The following is a 20,178-nucleotide window of genomic DNA, read 5'->3' as shown; positions in this document are numbered from 1 at the left end:
AGGCCTCAGTCCCATTCGCACGCCACCCCGTCGTCATCACGGTCCAGGTGCGCGCCGTACCCGGGTTCACCTCTGAACAGCGGCGCTGCGCCTGCTTCTCGCGCCTCGTCACAGTTCTCGTAATAAGTATCCGAAGGACTTTCGGGCTCGGTGGTCGACTCTCCCTCTGGCGGCTCTGTCGCCCCCTGCTCACGCTCATCAGTGGTTCCAGTACCGTCGGCAGGCTCGGTCACGGTCTCAGTGACCGTCGGGCCGTCCTCCACATCAGGCTCGGTATCAGACATGTCGGGCTCGGTCTCCGTCACAGTGACCGTCGGCGCCGGCACGGGCGCTGGCGTTGGCGAGTCCGACGACTTCGACGTTGCCGATACCAGGAAGCAGATGAGAAAAACGATGGCCAGCGTCCATGGAAGACACCCGCCCGGTCCCCGACGCTTTACGCGGGTCCGGCCCGGGGGGTCGGAAGACGGGGGTGGCTCGGCTTGGTCTCGCCGCCAGGAATCTCCCCAGTCTGGTGCACCGCCCATCGGAACCTCCGGATGGGATCCCCGAGTCGTTGAGCAGCTTCGCGCTCAGCGCGACACGATCACGTCACGTGAGCGTGCACGCAGGCCAGGATTCAACCTGCATACCTCGTCCAGACGCCCACCGGTATCAGTTGAGAGGGCTCAATTACCGGGACGCTTGTCATACCTTCATGGTGCGTCGCGCTGCATGTATCGGCACGTTGATCACGGCGTAGACGCCCAGCCACAGCATCGCAGCTCACTAAGCGGTTACTGCAACCCAAGCATGACGTCACTACTAGGTGCCTTGAGAGACGAGGGCTGACACACTGGAAAGGCTCGCTGGGTCATGCCGGAAGAACCCGCATCGCGTATACCTGGCGCGGCGAAGCTTCTGCGTACGCCCACCCGCGAAGGGGACCACCATGATCGAAGCCAAGGGACATACCGGCCAGGTTCTCTTCGATGGTGAGTACATCACCATCACACGGAAGGGTTTCAACGCACGCGTATCGGTTGGCAAAGGTGAGAAGCGGCTGCACATCTCCCAGGTATCAGCTGTCCAGTGGAAGCCCGCCGGCGCCTTCGTAAACGGCTTCATCCAGTTCTCACTGCCAGGCGGCAATGAACGGCGCAGCTCCTTCGGCAGGCAAACTTCAAGCGCCGTCCAGGACGAGAATAGTGTGATCTTCACAAAAAAGCAGATGCCGGAGTTCGAGAAGCTGCGCGCTCAGCTCGACGCCGCGATCGCTGCCCAACACCAGGCACCTACGGCAGACACGGCCGGCTCAGCGTCAGTCGCCGATGAACTGGCGAAACTCGCTCAACTTCGGGATCAGGGTCTGCTGAGCGAAGCTGAATTCCAGGATCAAAAGACCCGCCTCCTGGAGTCGTGACCCGCTCGCGAACGTCCTCGAACGAGGCGGGGCAGCACCTCTGGAGGGCGGAGGTACGAATCAACATGCCCTCCGGTAACTCGCCGGAGCACCGCTCTTCGGACTTGGTGGGCGCGGACGGTTTCGAACCGCCGACATCCTGCTTGTAAGGCAGGCGCTCTACCCCTGAGCTACGCACCCGTTGCCCTGGAACGCGCGCGACCAGGACGAGCCGACAGCCTACCTTGCCGGTGCCGGTGCACAGCAAATACGTAACGTCGCAGGCCGCCGCCGGGGCGCAGGGGGGTCATCAGGGGGGTTAACCCCACCCGCGATCCGGTGGCCGGCCGCATCCCGCGGGGCGTCCCCGCGCCGTACGTTCATGGGGTGCCGGCCGCCGGTCCGGCGCCGCAACACCGACCGTCGCAGGGGGAGTTCACCATGACCGTCCGCCAGTTCCGCACCGCTCACGGCGCCCGGGCCGTCCGGGGCCTGGCCGCCGTCGCGGTCGTGGCCGCCCTCGCCGCGACGGCCACCGCCTGCGGTGCCGACGCCTCGGACGACCCGCACCCCGACCACCGTTCGTTCGCCCTGCACGGCCGCACGCTCACCGTCGACTCGGACGACTCGGCCCTCGAACTGGTCCCGGGCGACGGGAAGAAGGTACAGGTCACCCGCTGGTTCCGGGGTTCCACCGTGATCGGCTCCGACCCGAAGGCGTCGTGGGCGTGGCAGGGCGACGAGGACCGGCTGACCCTGCGCCTGCACTGCGCCGGCTTCGTCGCCGACTGCTCGGCCCGGCACCGCGTCGAGGTGCCGCGCGGCGTGGCCGTCGTGGTCCGCAGCGACGACGGCAGCGTCCGTGCCGACGGCTTCGCCAAGGGCCTCGACATCACGACGCAGGACGGCTCGGTGCGCGTACGGAACGTCTCCGGACCGCTGCGCCTGCACAGCGACGACGGTTCGGTGCGCGCGACCGGCGTGGACGCGCGGCAGGTCACGGTCCGCACCGAGGACGGCAGCGCGAACATCGCCGCGCGCACCGCCCCCGACCGGCTCGACGCCCGCACCGACGACGGCTCGCTCACCCTCACCCTGCCCGGCTCGGCCACGTACCAGGTCGCCACGGACACGGACGACGGCGGCGTTGACGTCTCCGTCCCCCGCGACCGCCACAGCGCGCACCGGATCCTGGCCCGCAGCCAGGACGGCGAAGTCACGGTGCGAACCGCGAACTGACCGGCCCGTGTATTCGTTCCTCACCGGTGGGAGAATGGACACCGGTCAGGGCGATGGCGGCACGGGCAGCACGGGAGTGGTTGGTGACGACGGCGACGGACGGGTCTCCCGAGAACGAGTCTCCCGAGGGGGTGCGCCCGGCCACGACCGATCCACGAGCGGGACGGAGAGGGGGCGGCGGGGCGCCACGGCGCGCGCCGGGGAGGACCGCCGACGGAGCGCCGCGTCCGGCGGGGAGCACCGGCCCCCAGAAACTCACTCCCGGCAGCCGGCCGCTCCCGCCCGGCAGCCGCGCCCTCCACGACCTCCTCACCCTGACCCTGCTCCCCCTCCCGGTGCTCGCCGCGGCCCTGAGCACCGCCTTCGCCGGGGGCGGCACCCGCAAATGGTTCGGCGGCCGTGCCGAGTCGCAGCGCGCGGAGGCGCAGGCGGCCAAGGACGCCGCGGCCGCCGCCTTCTACGAGCTGGACACCGCCCAGCGGGACCTGCGCATCTCGATAGAGACCATCACGGCGGTCGACGACTCGCCCGCCGCCCGCCGCGCCGTCACCGACTTCCAGCAGCTCGGCGCCCGCATCGACGAGGTCAGCGGCCAGTACATCACCGCCGTCGACGCCCACGACCTCGACCGCGACGACCTGGAGGCGAGCGTCGCGGCCCGCGCCAGGACCGAGCTGACCCAGGCCAAGGACCAGCTGACCCGGACCAAGCAGGAGCTGGACCGGTTCGCCCGCGGGCTCGGCCCGCTGCTCGGCAAGGCCGAGACGCAACTGGCCCGCCTCGCCCCGTCCGTGGAGCGCGCCCGGCAGGCCCTGCTCGCCGCGACGACCGCCCTGGACACCGTCCGCGAGGCCGGGCTCAAGGCCGACGACCTGGCCGGCCGGCTCGCCGCCCTCGGCCCGGAGCTGACCAGGCTGAACGAGGGGGCGGGCCGGCACGGCGTGCCCGAGACGCTGGAGCGCGCCGAGCGGGTCGCGCGGGACGCCGAGGCGGTACGCGCCGAGGCCGAGCGGCTGCCCGAGCGGGCCGCGGAGATCGACCGGCGCCTGGTCTCGCTGCGCACCAGGGCGCAGGCCCTGACGACGCGGGCCGGCCAGGTCGAGCCGGTCCTCAGCGAGCTGCGGCGCCGGTTCGCCGCCGCGTGCTGGCAGGACCTCCAGGGCGTGCCGGAGCAGGCCGCGGAGAACGTGCGGCAGGCCGAGGCCAAGCTCGCCGAGGCCCGCACCGCCCGCTCCGAGCAGCGCTGGCCCGACGCCACCGCCCGCCTGTCCACGGTCCGCGCCCTGCTGAACACGACGGACGAGTCGGTCTCCGCCGCCGCCGACCGGCTGCACCGGCTGAACGCGGTGGCGAAGGACCCCCAGCAGGAGATCGACCGCACCCGGTTCGCGATCCGGGACGCCCAGCGGCTCGCGATGGCGGGCCGCAGCACCCCCGACCCGCGCCACGCCCGCCCCCTCGACGACTCCGTGGCCCGCCTGGAGCGCGCCGCCGCCGGGCTGGAGGGCCGCCACCCCGACTACTGGCACTTCCTCACGGAGACGGAGGCCGTGCGGCAGACGGTGGCCCGGGTCGTCACCCAGATCCGCGAGGAGCGCGGCGGCGGCTGACCCGGACCAGCGGTTCACCCAACAGCCGCAACCGCAGGGCGAGTTGATCTCTCACAGCTGACCGTGCGAGCCTGCTCCGCATGACCAGCTCACCGCCGGTGCCGGACGGGCACGACGTGCACCGCGCCGCGGTCGAGACGCTGGCGCGCCACATCACCGACGGCGCCTACGCGACCGGCAGGCTGCTGCAACCCGCCGCACTGACCGCCGAGTTGGGCTTCGCGGAAGCGGTGCTCGGAGAAGCGGTCCGGGTGCTCGCCGCGAAGGGCGTGGTCGATGCCGTGCACCGGGTGAGCCCCCGGTCCGCGTGGAACGTGCTGGACTCCGACGTACTGCGCTGGACCCTGGCCGGCGGGCAGCCGGCCCCCGTCGGCCTCTTCCCCGATCTGCACGAGCTGCTACGCGCCGTCGAGCCGTCGGCCGCCGCGCTCGCCGCCCAGTTCCGCTCGCCCGCCGAGCTGACCGCGCTGGACGAGGCGCTGGCGGCGATGGCGGTGGCGGAGCGGCCCCCGCACGGGGACCCGGCGCTGGCCGCGCGCGCGGACGTCGCCTTCCACACGGTTCTGCTCCGGGCCTCCCGCAACCGGTTCTTCGCCCAGCTGCCCCGCGTCCTCGTCCCCGCCCTCACGGCGCGCGGCGAACGCGTGCACGCGGGCCCGCACCGCCACCCGCTGCCCCTGCACGCGGAAGTCGCCGGACGGGTGCGGGAGATGGACGCCGACGGGGCGTACACGGCGATGCTGGAACTCCTGGACCTGTCGCTGCGCGACGACCCGTAACCTGAGGGCATGCCTCGCTACGAATACCGCTGCCGGACCTGCGGCGACACGTTCGAACTCAGCCGCCCCATGTCCGAGTCCGCCGCCCCCGCGACCTGCCCCACGGGCCACGACGACACGGTGAAACTCCTGTCGACGGTGGCGGTGACCGGCACGTCGCCGGCCTCCGGCACCCCGGCCCCGGCACCGTCCGGGGGCGGCGGAGGGGGATGCTGCGGGGGCGGCTGCTGCGGCTAGCCCAGGCGCGGGGCCCCATGAGCCCCTCCGGCGATCGAGGAGCGGGGTCCGGGGCAGGGCCCCGCGACCTCAGCCACAGGCAGCCGACAGAACGCCACCCCGCACGCGAGGCCGGGCTCACCCGCACGGGCAGCCCCGCGCCGGAAGACCCGCACGGGACGGACCCCGCGCCGGAAGACCCGCACGGGACGGACCCGCGCCGGGAGACCCCGCCCCTCACACCGCCCCCAGGAACCCCCGCAACACCGCCTCCCCCGCCAGCACTCCCCGCTCCGCGAGGACCGTGACGCCGGGGGCGGTCCAGCCCGCGTCCGCCAGTTCGCCGTGGCCGGGGCGCCAGCCGTGGTCCACGGTGTGCAGCAGGTCCGCGTCGAGCAGGGAGTCCCCGGCGCCCAGCGTCCGCGCGGCCCCGGTGCGCCGGGCCACCTCCTCGACCGCCGCGCCCTTGGTGAGCGGCTTCGGCACGGCGTACACCTTGCGCCCCTGGAGCGACACGCTCCAGCCGAGTCCGTCGGCCCACGCGCCGAGCTCCTTGACCCAGCCGGCGGGCAGCAGCGCCCGGTCCACGACGAGGTATGCGAAGAGCTCCTCGGCGACCCGCTCCTTCAGCAACCAGGCCGGGTCCGCGGCGGCGAGCATCCGGGCCCGCACCTCCTCCAGCGGCGCGCACCCCGCCGCGAGCCGGTCGGCCACCGCCGCGCTCCACTGCGGGTCCGACACCCCGTCGACCAGCAGATGGCCGCCGTTGGCGCAGATCGCGTACCGCGGCGCGGGCCCCGGCAGCCGCACCCGCCCGTACTGCTCCCGGGTCCGCGTCGTCGTCGGCACGAAGACCGCCCGCCGCCCCAGCTCCGCCAGCAGCCCGGCCGCGTCCTCGGTGACGTACGACAGGGGCCGCCCCTCGTACACCTCGACGCACAGCAGTCGGGGGGCCTGCGCGTCGGGCATGGTCAGGCCGAGGGCGCCCGCCGAGTAGATGAGGGTCCGGTCGAGGTCGCTCGCGACCACCGTCACCGCCGGGGAGTTCACTGCGCCGCCACCGCCCTGCCGTCCACACCCGTCGCCCCGCGGGTGAACCGCGGATGGATCAACCCCACGCAGCTGTACGGGAGTTCGCCGACCTCCTCGACCGGGACGCCGCGCTGCCGCGCGAGCAGCCGCACATGGTCCAGGTCGGCCCCGGCACCGGCCCGCGCCAGGATCTTCCACGGCACCCGGCGCAGCAGCACCCGCGTCGTCTCCCCGACACCCGGCTTCACGAGGTTCACGTCATGGATGCCGTACTCCTCGCTGATCCGCTCCACCGCGGCCCAGCCCTCCCACGTCGGGGCGCGATCCGCCCCGAGCAGCTCCTTGACGTCCGCGTCCACCGCGTCCCGCACCCCGTCGAAGCGGCCCTCCACGACGTCGAGGAAGTGCCGCGAGACATCCGCACCGGCCAGCTCCGCATAGAACTTGGCGCCGTGGAAATCGTCGGGCCCCACGAGGTCGGAGCGGAGCACCGTGCGCGATATGAGCCCGGAGACCGTCGAGTTGAGGCAGGCGGAGGGGATGAGGAAGTCCTCCCGCGTGCCGTACGTCCGCACGCACGACCCGGGGTCGGCGAGCACCGCGATCTCCGGGTCGAAGCCGTCGAACCCGGCCACCGCGGCGGCCAGTTCACGCGTGATGGCGCCCTTGCCCGTCCACCCGTCGACGAAGACGACGTCCGCCGGGTCGTGGTGCGCGGCGAGCCAGCGCAGCGCGTTCGCGTCGATCCCGCGGCCCCGCACGATGGAGACCGCGTAGTGCGGCAGCTCCAGACCGTGCCGCCGCTGCGCCCAGCGCCGCATCAGCACGCCGACCGGTGTCCCGGCGCGCGCGAGGGAGACCAGGACGGGCCGCGGCGACCGCTCGGCGAGCACCGTCTCCGTGACGACGCCCACCGCCCGCGCGATCCGGTCGGCCGACGCGTCGAGCGCCGCGTGGAACAACTTCTGATAGGCCGGGCTCGGTTGGTACTCCACCGGCAGCGACTCCGCGTAGTGCGCGCCGCCGCTCTGGATGGCCTCCTCGCGCTCCTCGGTCGGCGCCTCCAGCGTCACGTCCGAGAGGTCCTGCAACAGCCAGCCGACCTCGTCGGGCGCGTACGAGGAGAAGGCGGGGCCGCGCAACGGCTCGGACAGCGACATGACAGGCCTTTCCTGTGATTCTCGGGTCCCTCTGGTTCCCTGGGTCCCCGAACCCTGCTGGGACGTCCGGTGCGCGCGCCGGGGCTCGCGCCCCGGCACGTACGAGGGCAGCCCCACCACGACGACCCGGCCCGCGTGCCGCGCGACCTGGTCCACCAGCCCCCCGGGCGCCACGGCCCCGGCGCTGTCGCCGACGGAGTCGAGGACCACGACGACCGTGTCGAAGCCCCCGCCCGCCACGTTGTACGCGTACCGCTCGCCCGGCCCGTCGGCCGGCGCGTCGTGGGCGGGAAAGACGAGGCGCGTGCGGATCGCGTACCCCGGATCGTCGACGGCGAGGACGGGCGAGCGGGTCGTGGTGGAGTAGGCGACATCAGCCCCGGCCGCTTCCAGCGCGGTGGCGAGCCGCAGCGGCGCGTACATCAGCTCCTCGTTGCCCAGGACGAGTGCGCGGCCCCGGACGTGCGGCGCGAGCCGCTCGGCCAGGCCGGGCAGCGCCGCTTCCAGGCGGGCGCGGTGCGCGGGGGTGAAGCCGTGCCGTCCGCCGTCCGGCACGTCGTCGGGCCAGCCCAGGTCGCCGGCCCGGACGATCTCGCCGGCCGGGACGATCTCGCCGCGCTCGCGCGGCGCCCCCGGAAGGGCGGCCGTCTCGTGCGCCGCGACGAGCGCCTGTCCCTTCTCCAGGACACCGTCCGGCAGCCGCACCGAACCGCGCGCCCTGACCACCAGGTCGACCCGGGCGCCTATCTCCCGCGCGAACGCCTCCAGCCGGCCCCGGTCGCCGGGCGAACGCATGTCGACCAGCGCGACGACGACGTAGTGGGCGCGGGCGTGCAGGGCGTGCAGCGCGCGGATGGTGTTCAGGACCGTGTTCCCCGTGGAGAACTCGTCGTCGACGAGGACGAGCGGTCCGTCCCCGGCGAGCAGCTCCGGGTCCTCGGGCAGCAGCAGGTGGGAGGTGGCGTGCGAGTGGGACTCCTCGAAGCCGCCCGCGCGGGCCACGCCCGCTATCGGGCGGCGCGTGGAGTGCAGGTAGGGCGCGAGCGCGAGCCCGTCGGCGACACAGTGGCCGAGGCCGGTCGCGGTCTCCGCGTACCCGAGGACGACCGCCCGCGCGGCCGCCTCGTCGCCGAGCAGCTCCCGGACTCGTACGCCCAGCTCGTGGCCGGCGGACCGGACCACGGACGGGCGCTGCGGGACGTGTTTGCCGAGCACGTTCGACACGAGCAGGTGCGCGCGCTTGGGGTTGCGCCGAAGGGCGAGCCCGAGCAGCCCGGGCAGCTCCCGGTCGCCGGTCAGCTCGACGCCGAGCCGCTCGGTGACCCAGGTACCCGACCACACCACGTCGCTGCTCTCGTCTCTCGTCGCTTCGATCACCGGCCCTGCCGCTTCGGGCATGGGCTCCGTCGCCTCGGGCACCGGCGGCGCGCCCGCGCCGTCCCCGGCCGCACGGGCACCACTGCCCCGGGCCCCGGTCATGCCGGCAGCCCCGCGGTCAGCAGCTCCACGAAGCCGACGTCCTCACGGGCCACCCCGAACGCCTCCGCGCGCTGCAGGGTCCGCTCGGCCCAGGCGCGGTGCGGCTTCACCTCGTTCATCTTGTTCGTGTACGCGGAGCGCAGCACTCCACCGCCGCCGCGCTCAGGCCGCAGGATGTCCTGGGCGTCGCTGTACTCCTCGTGGCTCACGACGGACAGCGCGTGCACGGGCAGCACGTGCGAGGGGTGGATGCACGTCTTGCCGAGCAGGCCATTGGCCCGGTCCAGCTCGATCTCGCGCAGCAGACCGTCGAGGTCGTGCTGGATCAGCGCCTCGCGCAGCGGCTCCGCGCCCTCCTCCAGGAAGGGGCTGCGGCGCAGCTGCGGCTTGAACATCCGCTCCTGGTGGCGGAAGTACTCCCAGACGGGCCCGGTCACGGTGAAACCGGTGCCGTCGGCCCGGCCCAGCAGATTCACCACGTCGCCGATGACGGAGGCGACGATCTGCACGTCGTACGCGGTCATGTCCGGCGGCCGGCGCAACCCGTACGCGGAACAGAAATCGGTGACGCCGAGCCGCAGCGCGAGCACCCGGTCGCGGTACTTGTCGACGGTGCGGGAGATCCCGGCCAGGGTCTCGGCGCGCGTCTCCAGGTGCAGCAGCTCGGGCGACTCCAGCACGGGCATGGCGAAGAGCCGCCGCCCGCAGGCGGCCTCGGCGGCGGTCAGCGCCTCCAGGAACGGAACGCCCCGCTCCTCGGTGAATTTCGGCAGCACGAATCCGGACAGCAGTGCGACGGAGGTGCCGAGCCGGGTGACGAGGTCGGTGATCTGCCGGGGCTCGCGCACCCGGACGAAGAGCAGCGGGGCCTCGCCCCCGTGGGCGGCGAGGCGGGCGAACTGGCGGACCAGGTTGTCCTCGGCGCCGCCCACCTCGGAGTCGTCTATGGAGTCCTCCAGGCACAGCACCATGGACACGACACCGCGCCCGGCCTGCTTGAGCACGTCGTCCGCGAGGCGGGGCCGGGTCGCGGGGCTGTAGAGCGTCGCGCCCAGTGCCGCCGCGAGCATGGCAGGAGCCGAGTCCGCGCTGAAGAGCTGCGGCTCCCGGTGGAACAGCCGCTCCCGCACCTCCGGGGCAACATGCCCGAAATGACGCATAGATCTCCCCTGTTACTGCCAGCCCGCCCGGCACGATGTGGCCGGTAATAGTACGTACAAACCTGGGTCAAGAGTTCCCGTCCGCAATGAAATCCTGGTAACCCGTGGATGTCGGGCACGCCCCGGAAGCCGCCCGCCCGGCCCGCGGACCGCCGCCGCACCCTCCCGCGCCCCTGTCGTGCGCCCGGCGATCCGGGCACCCCACGTTGTCCCGAACCCCGCCGGGACGACAGAATGACCGCATGACGCACGCGATGCTCAAGGGGGCGAACGTCCCGCTCGACGTTCCGGCGGTACGCGCCGTACTCCGGTGGACCCCGGGGCAGGGCGTGCCCGCGGTGGACGCCTCCGCGCTGCTGCTCGGCGCCGGTGGCAAGGTCCGCTCGGACGAGGACTTCGTCTTCTACAACCAGCCCCGGCACCCGTCGGGGAAGGTCTGGCGGCTCGGCCAGAAGCGTGTGCCCGAGGGGATGACGGACACCCTCCAGGCCGATCTTGCGGGCCTTCCGCCGGAGATCACCCGGCTCCTGTTCACCGCCTCCGCGGACGAGGTCGCGTTCGAACACGTGCAGGCGCTGCGGCTGATCGTCCACGACGCCGCCACCGACGGCGCCGAACCGCTCGCGTACTTCGACATCAAGCCGGAGACCGGCGCCGAGACCGCGATGATCTGCGGTGAGCTGTACCGGCGCGGGGACGGCTGGCGGCTGCGCGCGGTCGGCGAGGGTTATTCGAACGGGCTGATCGGGCTCGCCACCGACTTCGGCATCTCGGTCGACGAATCAGCCGCCGCCGAGCCCGCCCCGACGCCGCCCGCGCCGACGCCGACCCCGGTCACGGCACCGGTCCCCGCTCCGGCGCCGTCCTTCCCGCTGCCGCCCCAGCAGCCGCCGACCTACGGCTATCCGCCGCAGGCCGCGACGCAGCCGGCCCCGGCGGCCCAGCCCGCCTACGGCTATCCGCAGCCGGTGGCGGCCGCCGTCTATCCGGACCCGGCGTTCCGGCTGCCGCCGCAGGGCCCGCAGTTCATCGGCCGGTGACCGCTGCCGTCACCGGCCGGGCCCGCTGAGCGCGGTCACCGCTCGCCCACCTTGGTCTTGTAGCCCCGGCCCCACTGCAGCCCCCAGCCGTACAGCCGGTCCAGCTCGGCCTGGAACCCGTAGACGAACTTCACCTCGCGTCGCACCACCAGGTCGCCCTTGACGTTCTCCAGGGAGACTACGGCGCAGGAGCGGGCCTGGGGGGCGCGCTCGTCCAGGCTGATCTCGATCCTCGGGCCGTTGCTCGGGTACAGCGTCACGATCGCGTGCGTACGGTCGAACGCCGGCGTCTGGTCGTAGATGTAGACGAACAGAAGCAGCCGCTTGAAGGACTCGCGGTGGTCGAGATTGATGTAGATGGTCTCGCCGGACGCGGAGCCGAACCGGTCGTCGCCGCTGAGCTTGACGTAGGGCGGAGCGTTGAGCGAGCCGAAGAAACTGCCGAGCGGCTGGACGACCCCCTTGTCGCCGTCCACCAGCTCGTACAGGCAGCCCAGGTCCAGGTCGACATTGACCATGGACTCGGTGTGCGCCTGGACCACGTCCGGTTTGAACATGCTGAACGGATGCCGTATCAGGCTGTTCTTCTCGAACGAGCCGATGTCCGAGGTCCGCATCCGCCAGGAGAGATTGACCCGCAGGTTGCCGGTGGCCGCGCCCTGTTTGGAGAGCGAGACGACCGGATGTCGTTTGGTGAGTTCGATGGAGTTCGTCGCCGCACTGCCCGAGTCGAATTCGAACTCCGCGGAACGCCCGCGCCAGATCTTGTCCCAGAAGGACATGCCGCCCCCAAGTGCTGTACCGGTACTGACCGTTCCTGCTCACTTCTGCCCGCTCCCGGCGAACGGGACCCCCTGCATGCCGAACGGGGCGGTCGCGGGAGGACTGCTCCTCGTACGACCGCCCCGTTCAGAGAATTCCAGGAACGGGGCCCGGCTGAAACACCGGGCCTCGGCTTCCGGTCAGACCCCGGACGGGATCTCGCTCTTGTCCGGGCTCCCCGCGTTCCCCTCCTCGGCCGCCAGCCGCTTGTTGCGCCGGACCGAGGAGAAGAAGGACCAGGCGATCAGGACGACGCCGATGAGGCCCGTGATGATCTCGTTGATCTCGTAGCGGATGGTGACCAGCAGGATCACGGCCAGGGCGCCGATCGCGTAGTGCGCGCCGTGCTCCAGGTACACGTAGTCGTCCAGCGTGCCCTGGCGCACCAGGTAGACCGTGAGCGAACGGACGTACATGGCGCCGATGCCCAGGCCGAGGGCCATGATCACGATGTCGTTGGTGATGGCGAAGGCGCCGATCACGCCGTCGAAGGAGAACGACGCGTCCAGGACCTCCAGGTAGAGGAACATGAAGAACGCGGCCTGGCCGGCCAGCACCACCGCCGACTTCGGCTTGCCCTCGCGGGCGGCCTGCTCCTCCGCCTCGTGCTCGCGCTCCTCCTCTTCCTCCAGCCGGTTCTCGAAGAAGCTGGAGAGACCGCCGACGACCAGGTACGTGATCAGGCCGGCGATGCCGGAGATGAGGACGGTCGACTGCTTGTCCGCGTGCACGCCGCCGTGCTGGTGCGCGTGCGTGGCGAAGGTCATCGCGCAGACGAGGAGCACGATCAGCGCGATGCAGACCGACAGCATGTCGACCTTGCCGAGCTTGGCGAGCGGGCGCTCCAGCCAGCCGAGCCACTTGATGTCCCGGTCCTCGAAGATGAAGTCCAGGAAGATCATCAGCAGGAACATGCCGCCGAAGGCCGCGATGGACGGGTGCGCGTCCGTGACCAGCTGCTGGTAGCGGTCGGGCTGGTTGAAGGCGAGGTCGACGGCTTCGACCGGGCCCATCTTGGCGCTGATCGCCACGATCACGACCGGGAAGACGAGCCGCATGCCGAAGACCGCGATCAGCACGCCGACCGTGAGGAAGATCTTCTGCCAGAAGGCGTTCATCTTCTTCAGGATTCCGGCGTTGACGACCGCGTTGTCGAACGACAGCGAGATCTCCATGATGGCGAGGATCGCGACGAGCCCCAGCGCGGTCCATCCGTCGTAGAACACCGCCGCGATCAGTCCGAGCACGGTGATCGCGAACGACCAGCCGAAGGTTTTCAGAACCACTGGCTACCCCATCAATGTGTACGGGTTTCCCCGTGCTGGTTGTACGGGGCTCCCCCGCTCCGTGCACGGCTTTAGCAACGCTTTATGAAACGTTGACTCCGAAGTCTAGAGCGATGCCACGCAGTCCGGACGCGTACCCCTGTCCGACTGCACGGAACTTCCACTCCCCGCCGTAGCGGTACAGCTCACCGAAGATCATCGCGGTCTCGGTGGAGGCGTCCTCGGAGAGGTCGTAGCGGGCGAGCTCCTGACCGTCCGCCTGGTTCACCACCCGGATGAACGCGTTGCTGACCTGGCCGAAGGTCTGGCCGCGGTTGTCCGCGTCGTGGATCGAGACCGGGAAGATGATCTTGTCGCAGCCGGCCGGCACGGTGGCGAGGTCCACGATGATCGACTCGTCGTCGCCCTCGCCCTCACCCGTGAGGTTGTCCCCGGTGTGCTCGACGGAGCCGTCGGGGCTCTTGAGCTGGTTGTAGAAGATGAACCACTCGTCACCCATGACCCGGCCGCCGCTGCACAGCAGGGCGCTGGCGTCCAGGTCGAAGTCGGCCCCGGTGGTGGAACGCGCGTCCCAGCCGAGCCCGACCAGTACCTGTGTGAGGTTCGGTGCGGCCTTGGAGAGGGAGACATTGCCTCCCTTGGCGAGCGTGACGCCCATGATGTGGTCCTCCCCGCGAGTAGGCAGTGCTGTGGTCGAGCGCGTCCGGCGCCGCACACAGGAGTGCGGCGCCGGACGGGTGAGCGTGGTGCTGTGCTTCGGCTCAGACGTTGACGCCGAAGTCCTGCGCGATGCCGCGCAGACCCGAGGCGTAGCCCTGGCCGACGGCGCGGAACTTCCACTCCGCCCCGTTCCGGTACAGCTCACCGAAGACCATGGCGGTCTCGGTGGAGGCGTCCTCGGACAGGTCGTAGCGGGCGATCTCGGCGCCGCCCGTCTGGTTCACGACGCGGATGAACGCGTTGCGCACCTGGCCGAAGGACTGCTGGCGGTTCTCGGCGTCGTAGATCGAGACCGGGAAGACGATCTTGTCGACGTCGGCCGGAACCGCGGCGAGGTCGACCTTGACCTGCTCGTCGTCGCCCTCGCCCTCACCGGTCGTGTTGTCGCCCGTGTGTTCGACCGAGCCGTCCGCGCTCTTCAGGTTGTTGAAGAACACGAAGTCCTGGTCGTTACGGACCTTGCCCTCCGCGTTGGTCAGGATGGCGCTGGCGTCGAGGTCGAAGTCCGTACCGGTGGTGGTGCGAACGTCCCAACCCAGGCCCACGACGACCGCCGTGAGGCCAGGGGCCTCCTTGCTCAGCGATACGTTGCCGCCCTTGCTGAGGCTGACTCCCACGAGTCCTCCCTATGGTCTGTAGGGGCGGGGAGCCCCGTAGTGCGTCTGGTACCGGATCAACGTCTGGATCCTAGTGAGGGGTTCCCGTCCCCGGCGAGGCTTCCTACCGGGTGTCGTCCCCCGGGAATGGCGACGAGCGCCTCAGAGGGCGGCGAGCGCCTTGGTGTACTCGTTCAGGTCCCGGGCGTCGGGCAGGCCGTTGACGATGGTCCAGCGGACCACGCCCTCCTTGTCGATGATGAAGGTGCCGCGCACCGCGCAGCCCTTCTCCTCGTCGAAGACGCCGTACGCCCGCGAGGCCTCGCCGTGCGGCCAGAAGTCGCTGAGCAGCGGGTACTCAAGCCCCTCCTGCTCGGCGAAGACCCGCAGCGTGAACGGGGAGTCGTTGGAGACCGCGAGCAGCTGCACGTCGTCGTTGACGAAGCTGGGCAGCTCGTCGCGGAGCGCGCACAGCTCGCCGGTGCAGACCCCGGTGAAAGCGAACGGGTAGAAGAGCAGCACCACGTTCTTCTCGCCCCGGAAGTCCGAGAGCTTGACGGTCTCCCCGTGCTGGTTCCGCAGCTCGAACTCCGGAGCCTGGGTGCCGACCTCGATCGCCATGGTGAAGCTTCCCTTCGGTGGGGCTGTTCGGGTGGCTTCACCCTAGTTGGCGCCGGAGAACGCCCGGCCACCGCATGCTGCGTGGCGCGCGCCGCCGGCCAGGGGCTGCCGGTCGGCCCGTGGCTGCCGGTCGGCTGGTGGCTGCTGGTCGGCTGGTCGGCTGGTCGGCCGGGTAACGCGTGAGGCCCCGCAGGCGCGCTTGTGCGCCGCGAGGCCTCACTCCGGGTCGATTCTGTGCCGCCGGGGCGGCTTACCGCTTCTTGGCGGCCGTCTTGGGCGTCACCAGCCTGCTCCCGGTCCAGTCCTTGCCGACGCTGATGCCCTTGGTCTGCGAAAGACCGGCAGTGGTGGCGGCCTCACCGATCTCACTCGGCTCGACGTACCCCTCCCGCCCCGTCTTCGGCGTCAGCAGCAGGATGTAACCGCCGTCTTCGATGTACGTGGTGGTGTCCACCAGCGCATCAGTAAGGTCCCCGTCGTCCTCACGGAACCAGAGCACCACGGCATCAGCCACGTCGTCATAGTCCTCGTCGACGAGCTCTGTGGCGGTTGCGGCCTCGATGGCCTCACGGAGCTCCTGATCGACGTCCTCGTCGTAGCCGATCTCCTGGACCACCATACTGGGCTGGAAACCGAGCCTCACGGCAAGGTTCGTCTCCGCGTGGTCCGCGGTCGCGCTCACGGATTGCCTCCTGATCATGTTTACGAAGTTGTCTGCAGCGTCGCGCACGCGCGAAGCGTTGGCCGTAGTCCACACGTGCGCGACGGATCGCGCAAGTACCCGGCCGCCGAGACCGCCGAAACGGTGACGTTCCAGGCCGTGCCACCACAACTCCTGTCAAGGATTCCCGCAGGCCGGTGATGTACGCCACAGCATTCTGCCGGGTTTGCCCGCCCTGCTCCCGCACACAGCGTAACCAGGGCCGAACAGCCCCGCCGCACATCTGAACGAGATGGGCGGAACGGCCTGGTTTGTTCACAGCTGACCGCAGTGATCCGTCCGACCTCTGTTTTACCTCTCGGTAGAGATGACGATTCCCCTTCCGAGGTACACGATGGACAACGGTGTACCGACGGCGTACCCGACAGTGGAACAGTGGCATCACCGACAGTGAAGGAACAGCGTGGCTTCCGGATCCGATCGCAACCCGATCATCATTGGCGGTCTTCCCAGTCAGGTCCCGGACTTTGATCCCGAAGAGACCCAGGAATGGCTCGACTCCCTTGACGCGGCAGTCGACGAGCGTGGCCGCGAGCGTGCCCGCTACCTGATGCTCCGGCTGATCGAGCGGGCCCGCGAGAAGCGTGTGGCCGTGCCCGAGATGCGCAGCACGGACTACATCAACACGATCGCCACCAAGGACGAGCCCTTCTTCCCCGGCAACGAGGAGATCGAGCGCAAGGTCCTCAACGCCACGCGGTGGAACGCCGCGGTGATGGTCTCCCGCGCGCAGCGCCCCGGCATCGGCGTCGGCGGCCACATCGCCACCTTCGCCTCGTCGGCCTCGCTGTACGACGTGGGCTTCAACCACTTCTTCCGCGGCAAGGACGAGGGCGACGGCGGCGACCAGATCTTCTTCCAGGGCCACGCCTCGCCGGGCATCTACGCCCGCGCCTATCTCCTGGACCGCCTCTCCGAGGCTCAGCTCGACGCCTTCCGCCAGGAGAGCTCGAAGGCTCCCAACGGCCTGTCGTCGTATCCGCACCCGCGCCTCATGCCGGACTTCTGGGAGTTCCCCACCGTCTCGATGGGCCTCGGCCCGCTCGGTGCGATCTTCCAGGCCCGGATGAACCGGTACATGGAGGCCCGCGGTGTCGCGGAGACCTCCAAGTCCCACGTGTGGGCCTTCCTCGGCGACGGCGAGATGGACGAGCCCGAGTCCCTCGGCCAGCTCTCCATCGCCGCCCGAGAGGGTCTCGACAACCTCACCTTCGTGGTCAACTGCAACCTGCAGCGCCTCGACGGTCCGGTGCGCGGCAACGGCAAGATCATCCAGGAGCTGGAGTCCCAGTTCCGCGGCGCCGGCTGGAACGTCATCAAGCTGGTCTGGGACCGCAGTTGGGACCCGCTGCTCGCACAGGACCGTGACGGCGTCCTGGTCAACCGGCTCAACACCACGCCCGACGGCCAGTTCCAGACCTACGCCACCGAGCCCGGCTCCTACATCCGCGAGCACTTCTTCGGTGACGACCACCGGCTGCGCGCCATGGTCGAGAACATGAGCGACGACCAGATCCTGCACCTGGGCCGCGGCGGGCACGACCACAAGAAGATCTTCGCGGCGTTCACGGCGGCCAAGGAGCACCGGGGACAGCCGACGGTCATCCTCGCGCAGACGGTCAAGGGCTGGACCCTCGGCCCGAACTTCGAGGGCCGCAACGCCACGCACCAGATGAAGAAGCTGACAGTCGACGACCTCAAGGGGTTCCGCGACCGGCTGCACATCCCGATCTCCGACGCCCAGCTGGAGGGCGGCGCGCCGCCGTACTACCACCCCGGCCGCGACTCCGAAGAGATCCAGTACATGCACGACCGCCGCAAGGCGCTCGGCGGCTATGTCCCGACCCGCGTCGTCCGCGCGAAGCCCCTCCAACTCCCGGACGACAAGGCGTACGCGACCGTGAAGAAGGGGTCGGGGCAGCAGTCGATCGCCACCACCATGGCCTTCGTCCGGCTCCTGAAGGACCTCATGCGGGACAAGGAGATCGGCAAGCGGTTCGTGCTGATCGCCCCCGACGAGTACCGCACGTTCGGTATGGACTCCTTCTTCCCGAGCGCGAAGATCTACAACCCGCTCGGGCAGCAGTACGAGTCCGTGGACCGCGAACTCCTCCTCGCCTACAAGGAGTCCCCGACCGGACAGATGCTGCACGACGGCATCTCGGAGGCCGGCTGCACGGCCTCGCTGATCGCCGCCGGCTCGGCTTACGCCACCCACGGTGAACCCCTCATCCCGGTCTACGTCTTCTACTCGATGTTCGGTTTCCAGCGCACCGGCGACCAGTTCTGGCAGATGGCCGACCAGTTGGCACGCGGGTTCGTCCTCGGTGCGACCGCGGGCCGCACCACTCTGACCGGCGAAGGCCTCCAGCACGCCGACGGACACTCGCAGTTGCTGGCCTCCACCAACCCGGCCTGTGTCGCCTACGACCCCGCCTACGCCTACGAGATCGCGCACATCGTCAAGGACGGCCTGCGCCGGATGTACGGGCCGACCGCCGGCGGCCAGCCCGGCGAGAACGTCTTCTACTACCTCACCGTCTACAACGAGCCGATCCAGCACCCCGCTGAGCCGGCCGACGTCGACGTCGAGGGCATCCTCAAGGGCATCCACCGCGTCAGCGCCGGCACCTCGGGCGCCGTCCCCGCCCAGATCATGGCCTCCGGTGTCGGGGTCCCCTGGGCCATCGAGGCCCAGCAGATCCTCGCCCAGGAGTGGAACGTGCGGGCCGACGTCTGGTCCGCGACCTCCTGGAACGAACTGCGCCGCGAGGCGGTGGACGTCGAGCGCCACAACCTGCTGCACCCCGAGGACAAGCAGCGCACGCCCTACATCACGCAGAAGCTCTCCGGTGCGGAGGGTCCGTTCATCGCGGTCTCCGACTGGATGCGTGCGGTGCCCGACCAGATCTCCCGCTGGGTGCCCGGCACGTACCAGTCCCTCGGTGCGGACGGGTTCGGCTTCGCCGACACCCGCGGCGCCGCGCGCCGCTACTTCCACATCGACGCGCAGTCGATCGTGGTCGCGGTCCTCACGGAGCTGGCGCGTGAGGGCAAGGTCGACCGCTCGGTCCTCAAGCAGGCGATCGACCGGTACCAGTTGCTGGACGTCGCGGCCGCGGATCCGGGCGTGGCCGGCGGTGACGCGTAGCGGGGCGTAGGCTCCGCAGTCCCGTTCGGAGCGGCCCCGGGTTGTGGACCCGGGGCCGCTTCGCGTTCCGCTCGGGGTCAGTCGCCCCTGCTCGGCGTCGGACTCCCCTCCTGCGCGGACGAGTCAGACTCTGCTCCTGCGCGAAGGAGCCGGACTCTGCCCGGTGTCAGAACGGACCGCGTCAAAACAGACAGCGTCAGAACCGCGTCAGAACAGACCGCCCGTGGCCGATCCGGTGGCCGAGGCCAGCCAGACGACCGCGAGCAGGGTGTCGATCGCGCCGAGAACGAGGGCGACCAGCGCCGGAACCGAGTTCGTGCCGGTCCAGCGTCGGCCCATGGCCAGCCAGCCGCAGACGACGGCGACCGGCCCCAGCACGATCCCCAGGACGAAGAATCCGGCGATCGCGCTGACCAGCCCGATGATTCCGAGCGACGCGCGGTCCGGCCCGCTCCGCGTGCCTACGCGGCCGCGTGAACGGGGGTGCTTGCGCGTGGTGTGACCGAAGCCCGCCATCATCACTCCTCGAGTTCGTCCGGACTCGGGCAATGAATCGGGTACCCCGTCTGCCGCCGTCTATCGCGGCGCCCTCACGCGCTCATCTCTCCCATACCTTGAACGCCCGTGTCCTGTAGGGCGATTCGGGCTCCCAGGTCCCACTGCCTGGATAGGTCTGGAACTCCCCGGTCTCCGCGCACTCCGTCGACTGGTAGGTGGTGACGGGCCGGCCGGTGCGGTTCGCGAGAGACGCCGCGCTGCTCCCCTCCGGCAGCGCGACGCAGCTCTCGATGTCGATCCCGGCCAGCTCATACGTGTGCCGGGGCCCCTTGAACCCCGCCTTGCCCCAGAGACAGAGCTCTCCCGCCGAACAGGCTCCGAGTGTCGGTGGCGCCGCCGCAGCGGTGAAGCCGGGAGTCAGAGTGACCGCGGCGAGCGCGGCGACGGTGACCGAGATGGATGTAGGCGTGAGCATGGACGTACGCATGTGTCTGAACCCCCGTGTCGTGTCGACCAGTTGCGTTCGCGACTGATCGCTTGCCAGACACTTTGGCCCGGAACATCCGATTCCGGGAAGGGCTTCCGTTCGACGTCACCCAGATAAGCGAAAGCCCCCGGAAAGTTCCCGGGGGCTTCCCCCACACGAGCGGTTTCAGCAGGTCGGGCC

19 protein-coding genes and 1 tRNA gene are annotated in these 20,178 nt (G+C 70.5%); 7 read left to right on the top strand and 13 right to left on the bottom strand.

Features of this window, described 5'->3' with window-relative positions; translation table 11 throughout:
- Positions 1-5 precede the first annotated feature (5 nt).
- The gene (locus ACIBW6_RS14565) at positions 6-284 is read right to left on the bottom strand and encodes an excalibur calcium-binding domain-containing protein (RefSeq protein WP_399059621.1); all 279 of its coding nucleotides are present in this window, start codon (positions 282-284) and stop codon (positions 6-8) included.
- A 647-nt stretch (positions 285-931) separates the two neighbouring features.
- Between ACIBW6_RS14565 and ACIBW6_RS14560 the strand changes: the two genes are divergently transcribed.
- Positions 932-1,402, top strand: a complete 471-nt coding sequence (locus tag ACIBW6_RS14560) for a DUF4429 domain-containing protein (protein ID WP_399059620.1) — start codon at positions 932-934, stop codon at positions 1,400-1,402.
- 105 nt (positions 1,403-1,507) lie between these two features.
- Here ACIBW6_RS14560 and ACIBW6_RS14555 read toward each other — a convergent pair.
- Positions 1,508-1,582 (bottom strand) — tRNA-Val (locus tag ACIBW6_RS14555).
- Between the two features lie 240 nt (positions 1,583-1,822).
- Here ACIBW6_RS14555 and ACIBW6_RS14550 point away from each other — a divergent pair.
- From ACIBW6_RS14550 to ACIBW6_RS14535, 4 genes are all read left to right on the top strand, one after another.
- Entirely contained in the window at positions 1,823-2,620 is a 798-nt protein-coding gene (locus ACIBW6_RS14550) for a DUF4097 family beta strand repeat-containing protein (protein ID WP_399059619.1), read from the top strand.
- A 314-nt stretch (positions 2,621-2,934) separates the two neighbouring features.
- Complete coding sequence (locus tag ACIBW6_RS14545) at positions 2,935-4,230, top strand: hypothetical protein (RefSeq protein WP_399059707.1); 1,296 nt, start codon at positions 2,935-2,937, stop codon at positions 4,228-4,230.
- A gap of 80 nt (positions 4,231-4,310) precedes the next feature.
- Entirely contained in the window at positions 4,311-5,009 is a 699-nt protein-coding gene (locus ACIBW6_RS14540; protein ID WP_399059618.1) for a FadR/GntR family transcriptional regulator, read from the top strand.
- Between the two features lie 9 nt (positions 5,010-5,018).
- The gene (locus tag ACIBW6_RS14535; protein ID WP_399059617.1) at positions 5,019-5,246 is read left to right on the top strand and encodes a zinc ribbon domain-containing protein; all 228 of its coding nucleotides are present in this window, start codon (positions 5,019-5,021) and stop codon (positions 5,244-5,246) included.
- A 216-nt stretch (positions 5,247-5,462) separates the two neighbouring features.
- Here the strand turns inward: ACIBW6_RS14535 and ACIBW6_RS14530 are convergent, their stop codons facing one another.
- The 3 genes from ACIBW6_RS14530 to ACIBW6_RS14520 form a co-directional block, all read right to left on the bottom strand.
- Positions 5,463-6,194, bottom strand: a complete 732-nt coding sequence (locus tag ACIBW6_RS14530) for an HAD family hydrolase (RefSeq protein WP_399059706.1) — start codon at positions 6,192-6,194, stop codon at positions 5,463-5,465.
- A gap of 77 nt (positions 6,195-6,271) precedes the next feature.
- On the bottom strand, positions 6,272-8,815 hold the full coding sequence (locus ACIBW6_RS14525; RefSeq protein WP_399059616.1) for a phosphoribosyltransferase: 2,544 nt from the start codon (positions 8,813-8,815) through the stop codon (positions 6,272-6,274).
- A 77-nt stretch (positions 8,816-8,892) separates the two neighbouring features.
- On the bottom strand, positions 8,893-10,056 hold the full coding sequence (locus tag ACIBW6_RS14520; protein WP_399059615.1) for an HpcH/HpaI aldolase/citrate lyase family protein: 1,164 nt from the start codon (positions 10,054-10,056) through the stop codon (positions 8,893-8,895).
- A gap of 242 nt (positions 10,057-10,298) precedes the next feature.
- On the opposite strand from ACIBW6_RS14520, the gene ACIBW6_RS14515 reads away from it, so the two are divergent.
- Positions 10,299-11,096 carry a TerD family protein gene (locus ACIBW6_RS14515; RefSeq protein ID WP_399059614.1) on the top strand — a complete coding sequence of 266 codons (798 nt, stop codon included), beginning with the start codon at positions 10,299-10,301 and terminating at the stop codon, positions 11,094-11,096.
- Positions 11,097-11,131: 35 nt separating this feature from the next.
- Here the strand turns inward: ACIBW6_RS14515 and ACIBW6_RS14510 are convergent, their stop codons facing one another.
- The 6 genes from ACIBW6_RS14510 to ACIBW6_RS14485 form a co-directional block, all read right to left on the bottom strand.
- Complete coding sequence (locus ACIBW6_RS14510) at positions 11,132-11,878, bottom strand: Tellurium resistance (RefSeq protein ID WP_399059613.1); 747 nt, start codon at positions 11,876-11,878, stop codon at positions 11,132-11,134.
- 180 nt (positions 11,879-12,058) lie between these two features.
- Positions 12,059-13,204 carry a DUF475 domain-containing protein gene (locus ACIBW6_RS14505; RefSeq protein ID WP_399059612.1) on the bottom strand — a complete coding sequence of 382 codons (1,146 nt, stop codon included), beginning with the start codon at positions 13,202-13,204 and terminating at the stop codon, positions 12,059-12,061.
- 82 nt (positions 13,205-13,286) lie between these two features.
- Positions 13,287-13,862: a TerD family protein gene (locus tag ACIBW6_RS14500; protein WP_324776043.1), complete on the bottom strand. Its 576-nt coding sequence runs from the start codon at positions 13,860-13,862 to the stop codon at positions 13,287-13,289.
- Positions 13,863-13,965: 103 nt separating this feature from the next.
- Complete coding sequence (locus tag ACIBW6_RS14495; RefSeq protein WP_399059611.1) at positions 13,966-14,541, bottom strand: TerD family protein; 576 nt, start codon at positions 14,539-14,541, stop codon at positions 13,966-13,968.
- A 141-nt stretch (positions 14,542-14,682) separates the two neighbouring features.
- Positions 14,683-15,141 carry a peroxiredoxin gene (locus ACIBW6_RS14490; RefSeq protein WP_399059610.1) on the bottom strand — a complete coding sequence of 153 codons (459 nt, stop codon included), beginning with the start codon at positions 15,139-15,141 and terminating at the stop codon, positions 14,683-14,685.
- A gap of 250 nt (positions 15,142-15,391) precedes the next feature.
- Positions 15,392-15,823 (bottom strand): DUF3052 domain-containing protein, encoded by a 432-nt coding sequence (locus ACIBW6_RS14485; RefSeq protein WP_399059705.1) that lies wholly within the window; start codon positions 15,821-15,823, stop codon positions 15,392-15,394.
- A 442-nt stretch (positions 15,824-16,265) separates the two neighbouring features.
- Here ACIBW6_RS14485 and aceE point away from each other — a divergent pair, with 442 nt between their 5' ends.
- Positions 16,266-19,013 (top strand): pyruvate dehydrogenase (acetyl-transferring), homodimeric type, encoded by a 2,748-nt coding sequence (gene aceE, locus ACIBW6_RS14480; RefSeq protein ID WP_399059609.1) that lies wholly within the window; start codon positions 16,266-16,268, stop codon positions 19,011-19,013.
- A 207-nt stretch (positions 19,014-19,220) separates the two neighbouring features.
- Here the strand turns inward: aceE and ACIBW6_RS14475 are convergent, their stop codons facing one another.
- Positions 19,221-19,532, bottom strand: a complete 312-nt coding sequence (locus ACIBW6_RS14475; protein ID WP_399059608.1) for a small hydrophobic protein — start codon at positions 19,530-19,532, stop codon at positions 19,221-19,223.
- A gap of 79 nt (positions 19,533-19,611) precedes the next feature.
- On the bottom strand, positions 19,612-19,998 hold the full coding sequence (locus ACIBW6_RS14470) for a peptidase inhibitor family I36 protein (RefSeq protein ID WP_399059607.1): 387 nt from the start codon (positions 19,996-19,998) through the stop codon (positions 19,612-19,614).
- Positions 19,999-20,178 lie beyond the last annotated feature (180 nt).

Origin of the sequence: Streptomyces sp. NPDC049813 (assembly GCF_044465085.1) — a bacterium.
Classification (GTDB): domain Bacteria; phylum Actinomycetota; class Actinomycetes; order Streptomycetales; family Streptomycetaceae; genus Streptomyces.
The sequence above is the reverse complement of the archived record's forward strand: the minus strand, read 5'-3'. Positions and strand labels throughout refer to the sequence as shown.

Coding starts and splice junctions, on each gene's coding strand:
- ACIBW6_RS14565 (WP_399059621.1), bottom strand. CDS start 284: ATGTCTGATACCGAGCCTGATGTGGAGGACGGCCCGACGGTCACTGAG.
- ACIBW6_RS14560 (WP_399059620.1), top strand. CDS start 932: ATGATCGAAGCCAAGGGACATACCGGCCAGGTTCTCTTCGATGGTGAG.
- ACIBW6_RS14550 (WP_399059619.1), top strand. CDS start 1,823: ATGACCGTCCGCCAGTTCCGCACCGCTCACGGCGCCCGGGCCGTCCGG.
- ACIBW6_RS14540 (WP_399059618.1), top strand. CDS start 4,311: ATGACCAGCTCACCGCCGGTGCCGGACGGGCACGACGTGCACCGCGCC.
- ACIBW6_RS14535 (WP_399059617.1), top strand. CDS start 5,019: ATGCCTCGCTACGAATACCGCTGCCGGACCTGCGGCGACACGTTCGAA.
- ACIBW6_RS14530 (WP_399059706.1), bottom strand. CDS start 6,194: ATGCCCGACGCGCAGGCCCCCCGACTGCTGTGCGTCGAGGTGTACGAG.
- ACIBW6_RS14525 (WP_399059616.1), bottom strand. CDS start 8,815: ATGCCCGAAGCGGCAGGGCCGGTGATCGAAGCGACGAGAGACGAGAGC.
- ACIBW6_RS14520 (WP_399059615.1), bottom strand. CDS start 10,056: ATGCGTCATTTCGGGCATGTTGCCCCGGAGGTGCGGGAGCGGCTGTTC.
- ACIBW6_RS14515 (WP_399059614.1), top strand. CDS start 10,299: ATGACGCACGCGATGCTCAAGGGGGCGAACGTCCCGCTCGACGTTCCG.
- ACIBW6_RS14510 (WP_399059613.1), bottom strand. CDS start 11,878: ATGTCCTTCTGGGACAAGATCTGGCGCGGGCGTTCCGCGGAGTTCGAA.
- ACIBW6_RS14500 (WP_324776043.1), bottom strand. CDS start 13,862: ATGGGCGTCACGCTCGCCAAGGGAGGCAATGTCTCCCTCTCCAAGGCC.
- ACIBW6_RS14490 (WP_399059610.1), bottom strand. CDS start 15,141: ATGGCGATCGAGGTCGGCACCCAGGCTCCGGAGTTCGAGCTGCGGAAC.
- ACIBW6_RS14475 (WP_399059608.1), bottom strand. CDS start 19,532: ATGATGGCGGGCTTCGGTCACACCACGCGCAAGCACCCCCGTTCACGC.
- ACIBW6_RS14470 (WP_399059607.1), bottom strand. CDS start 19,998: ATGCGTACGTCCATGCTCACGCCTACATCCATCTCGGTCACCGTCGCC.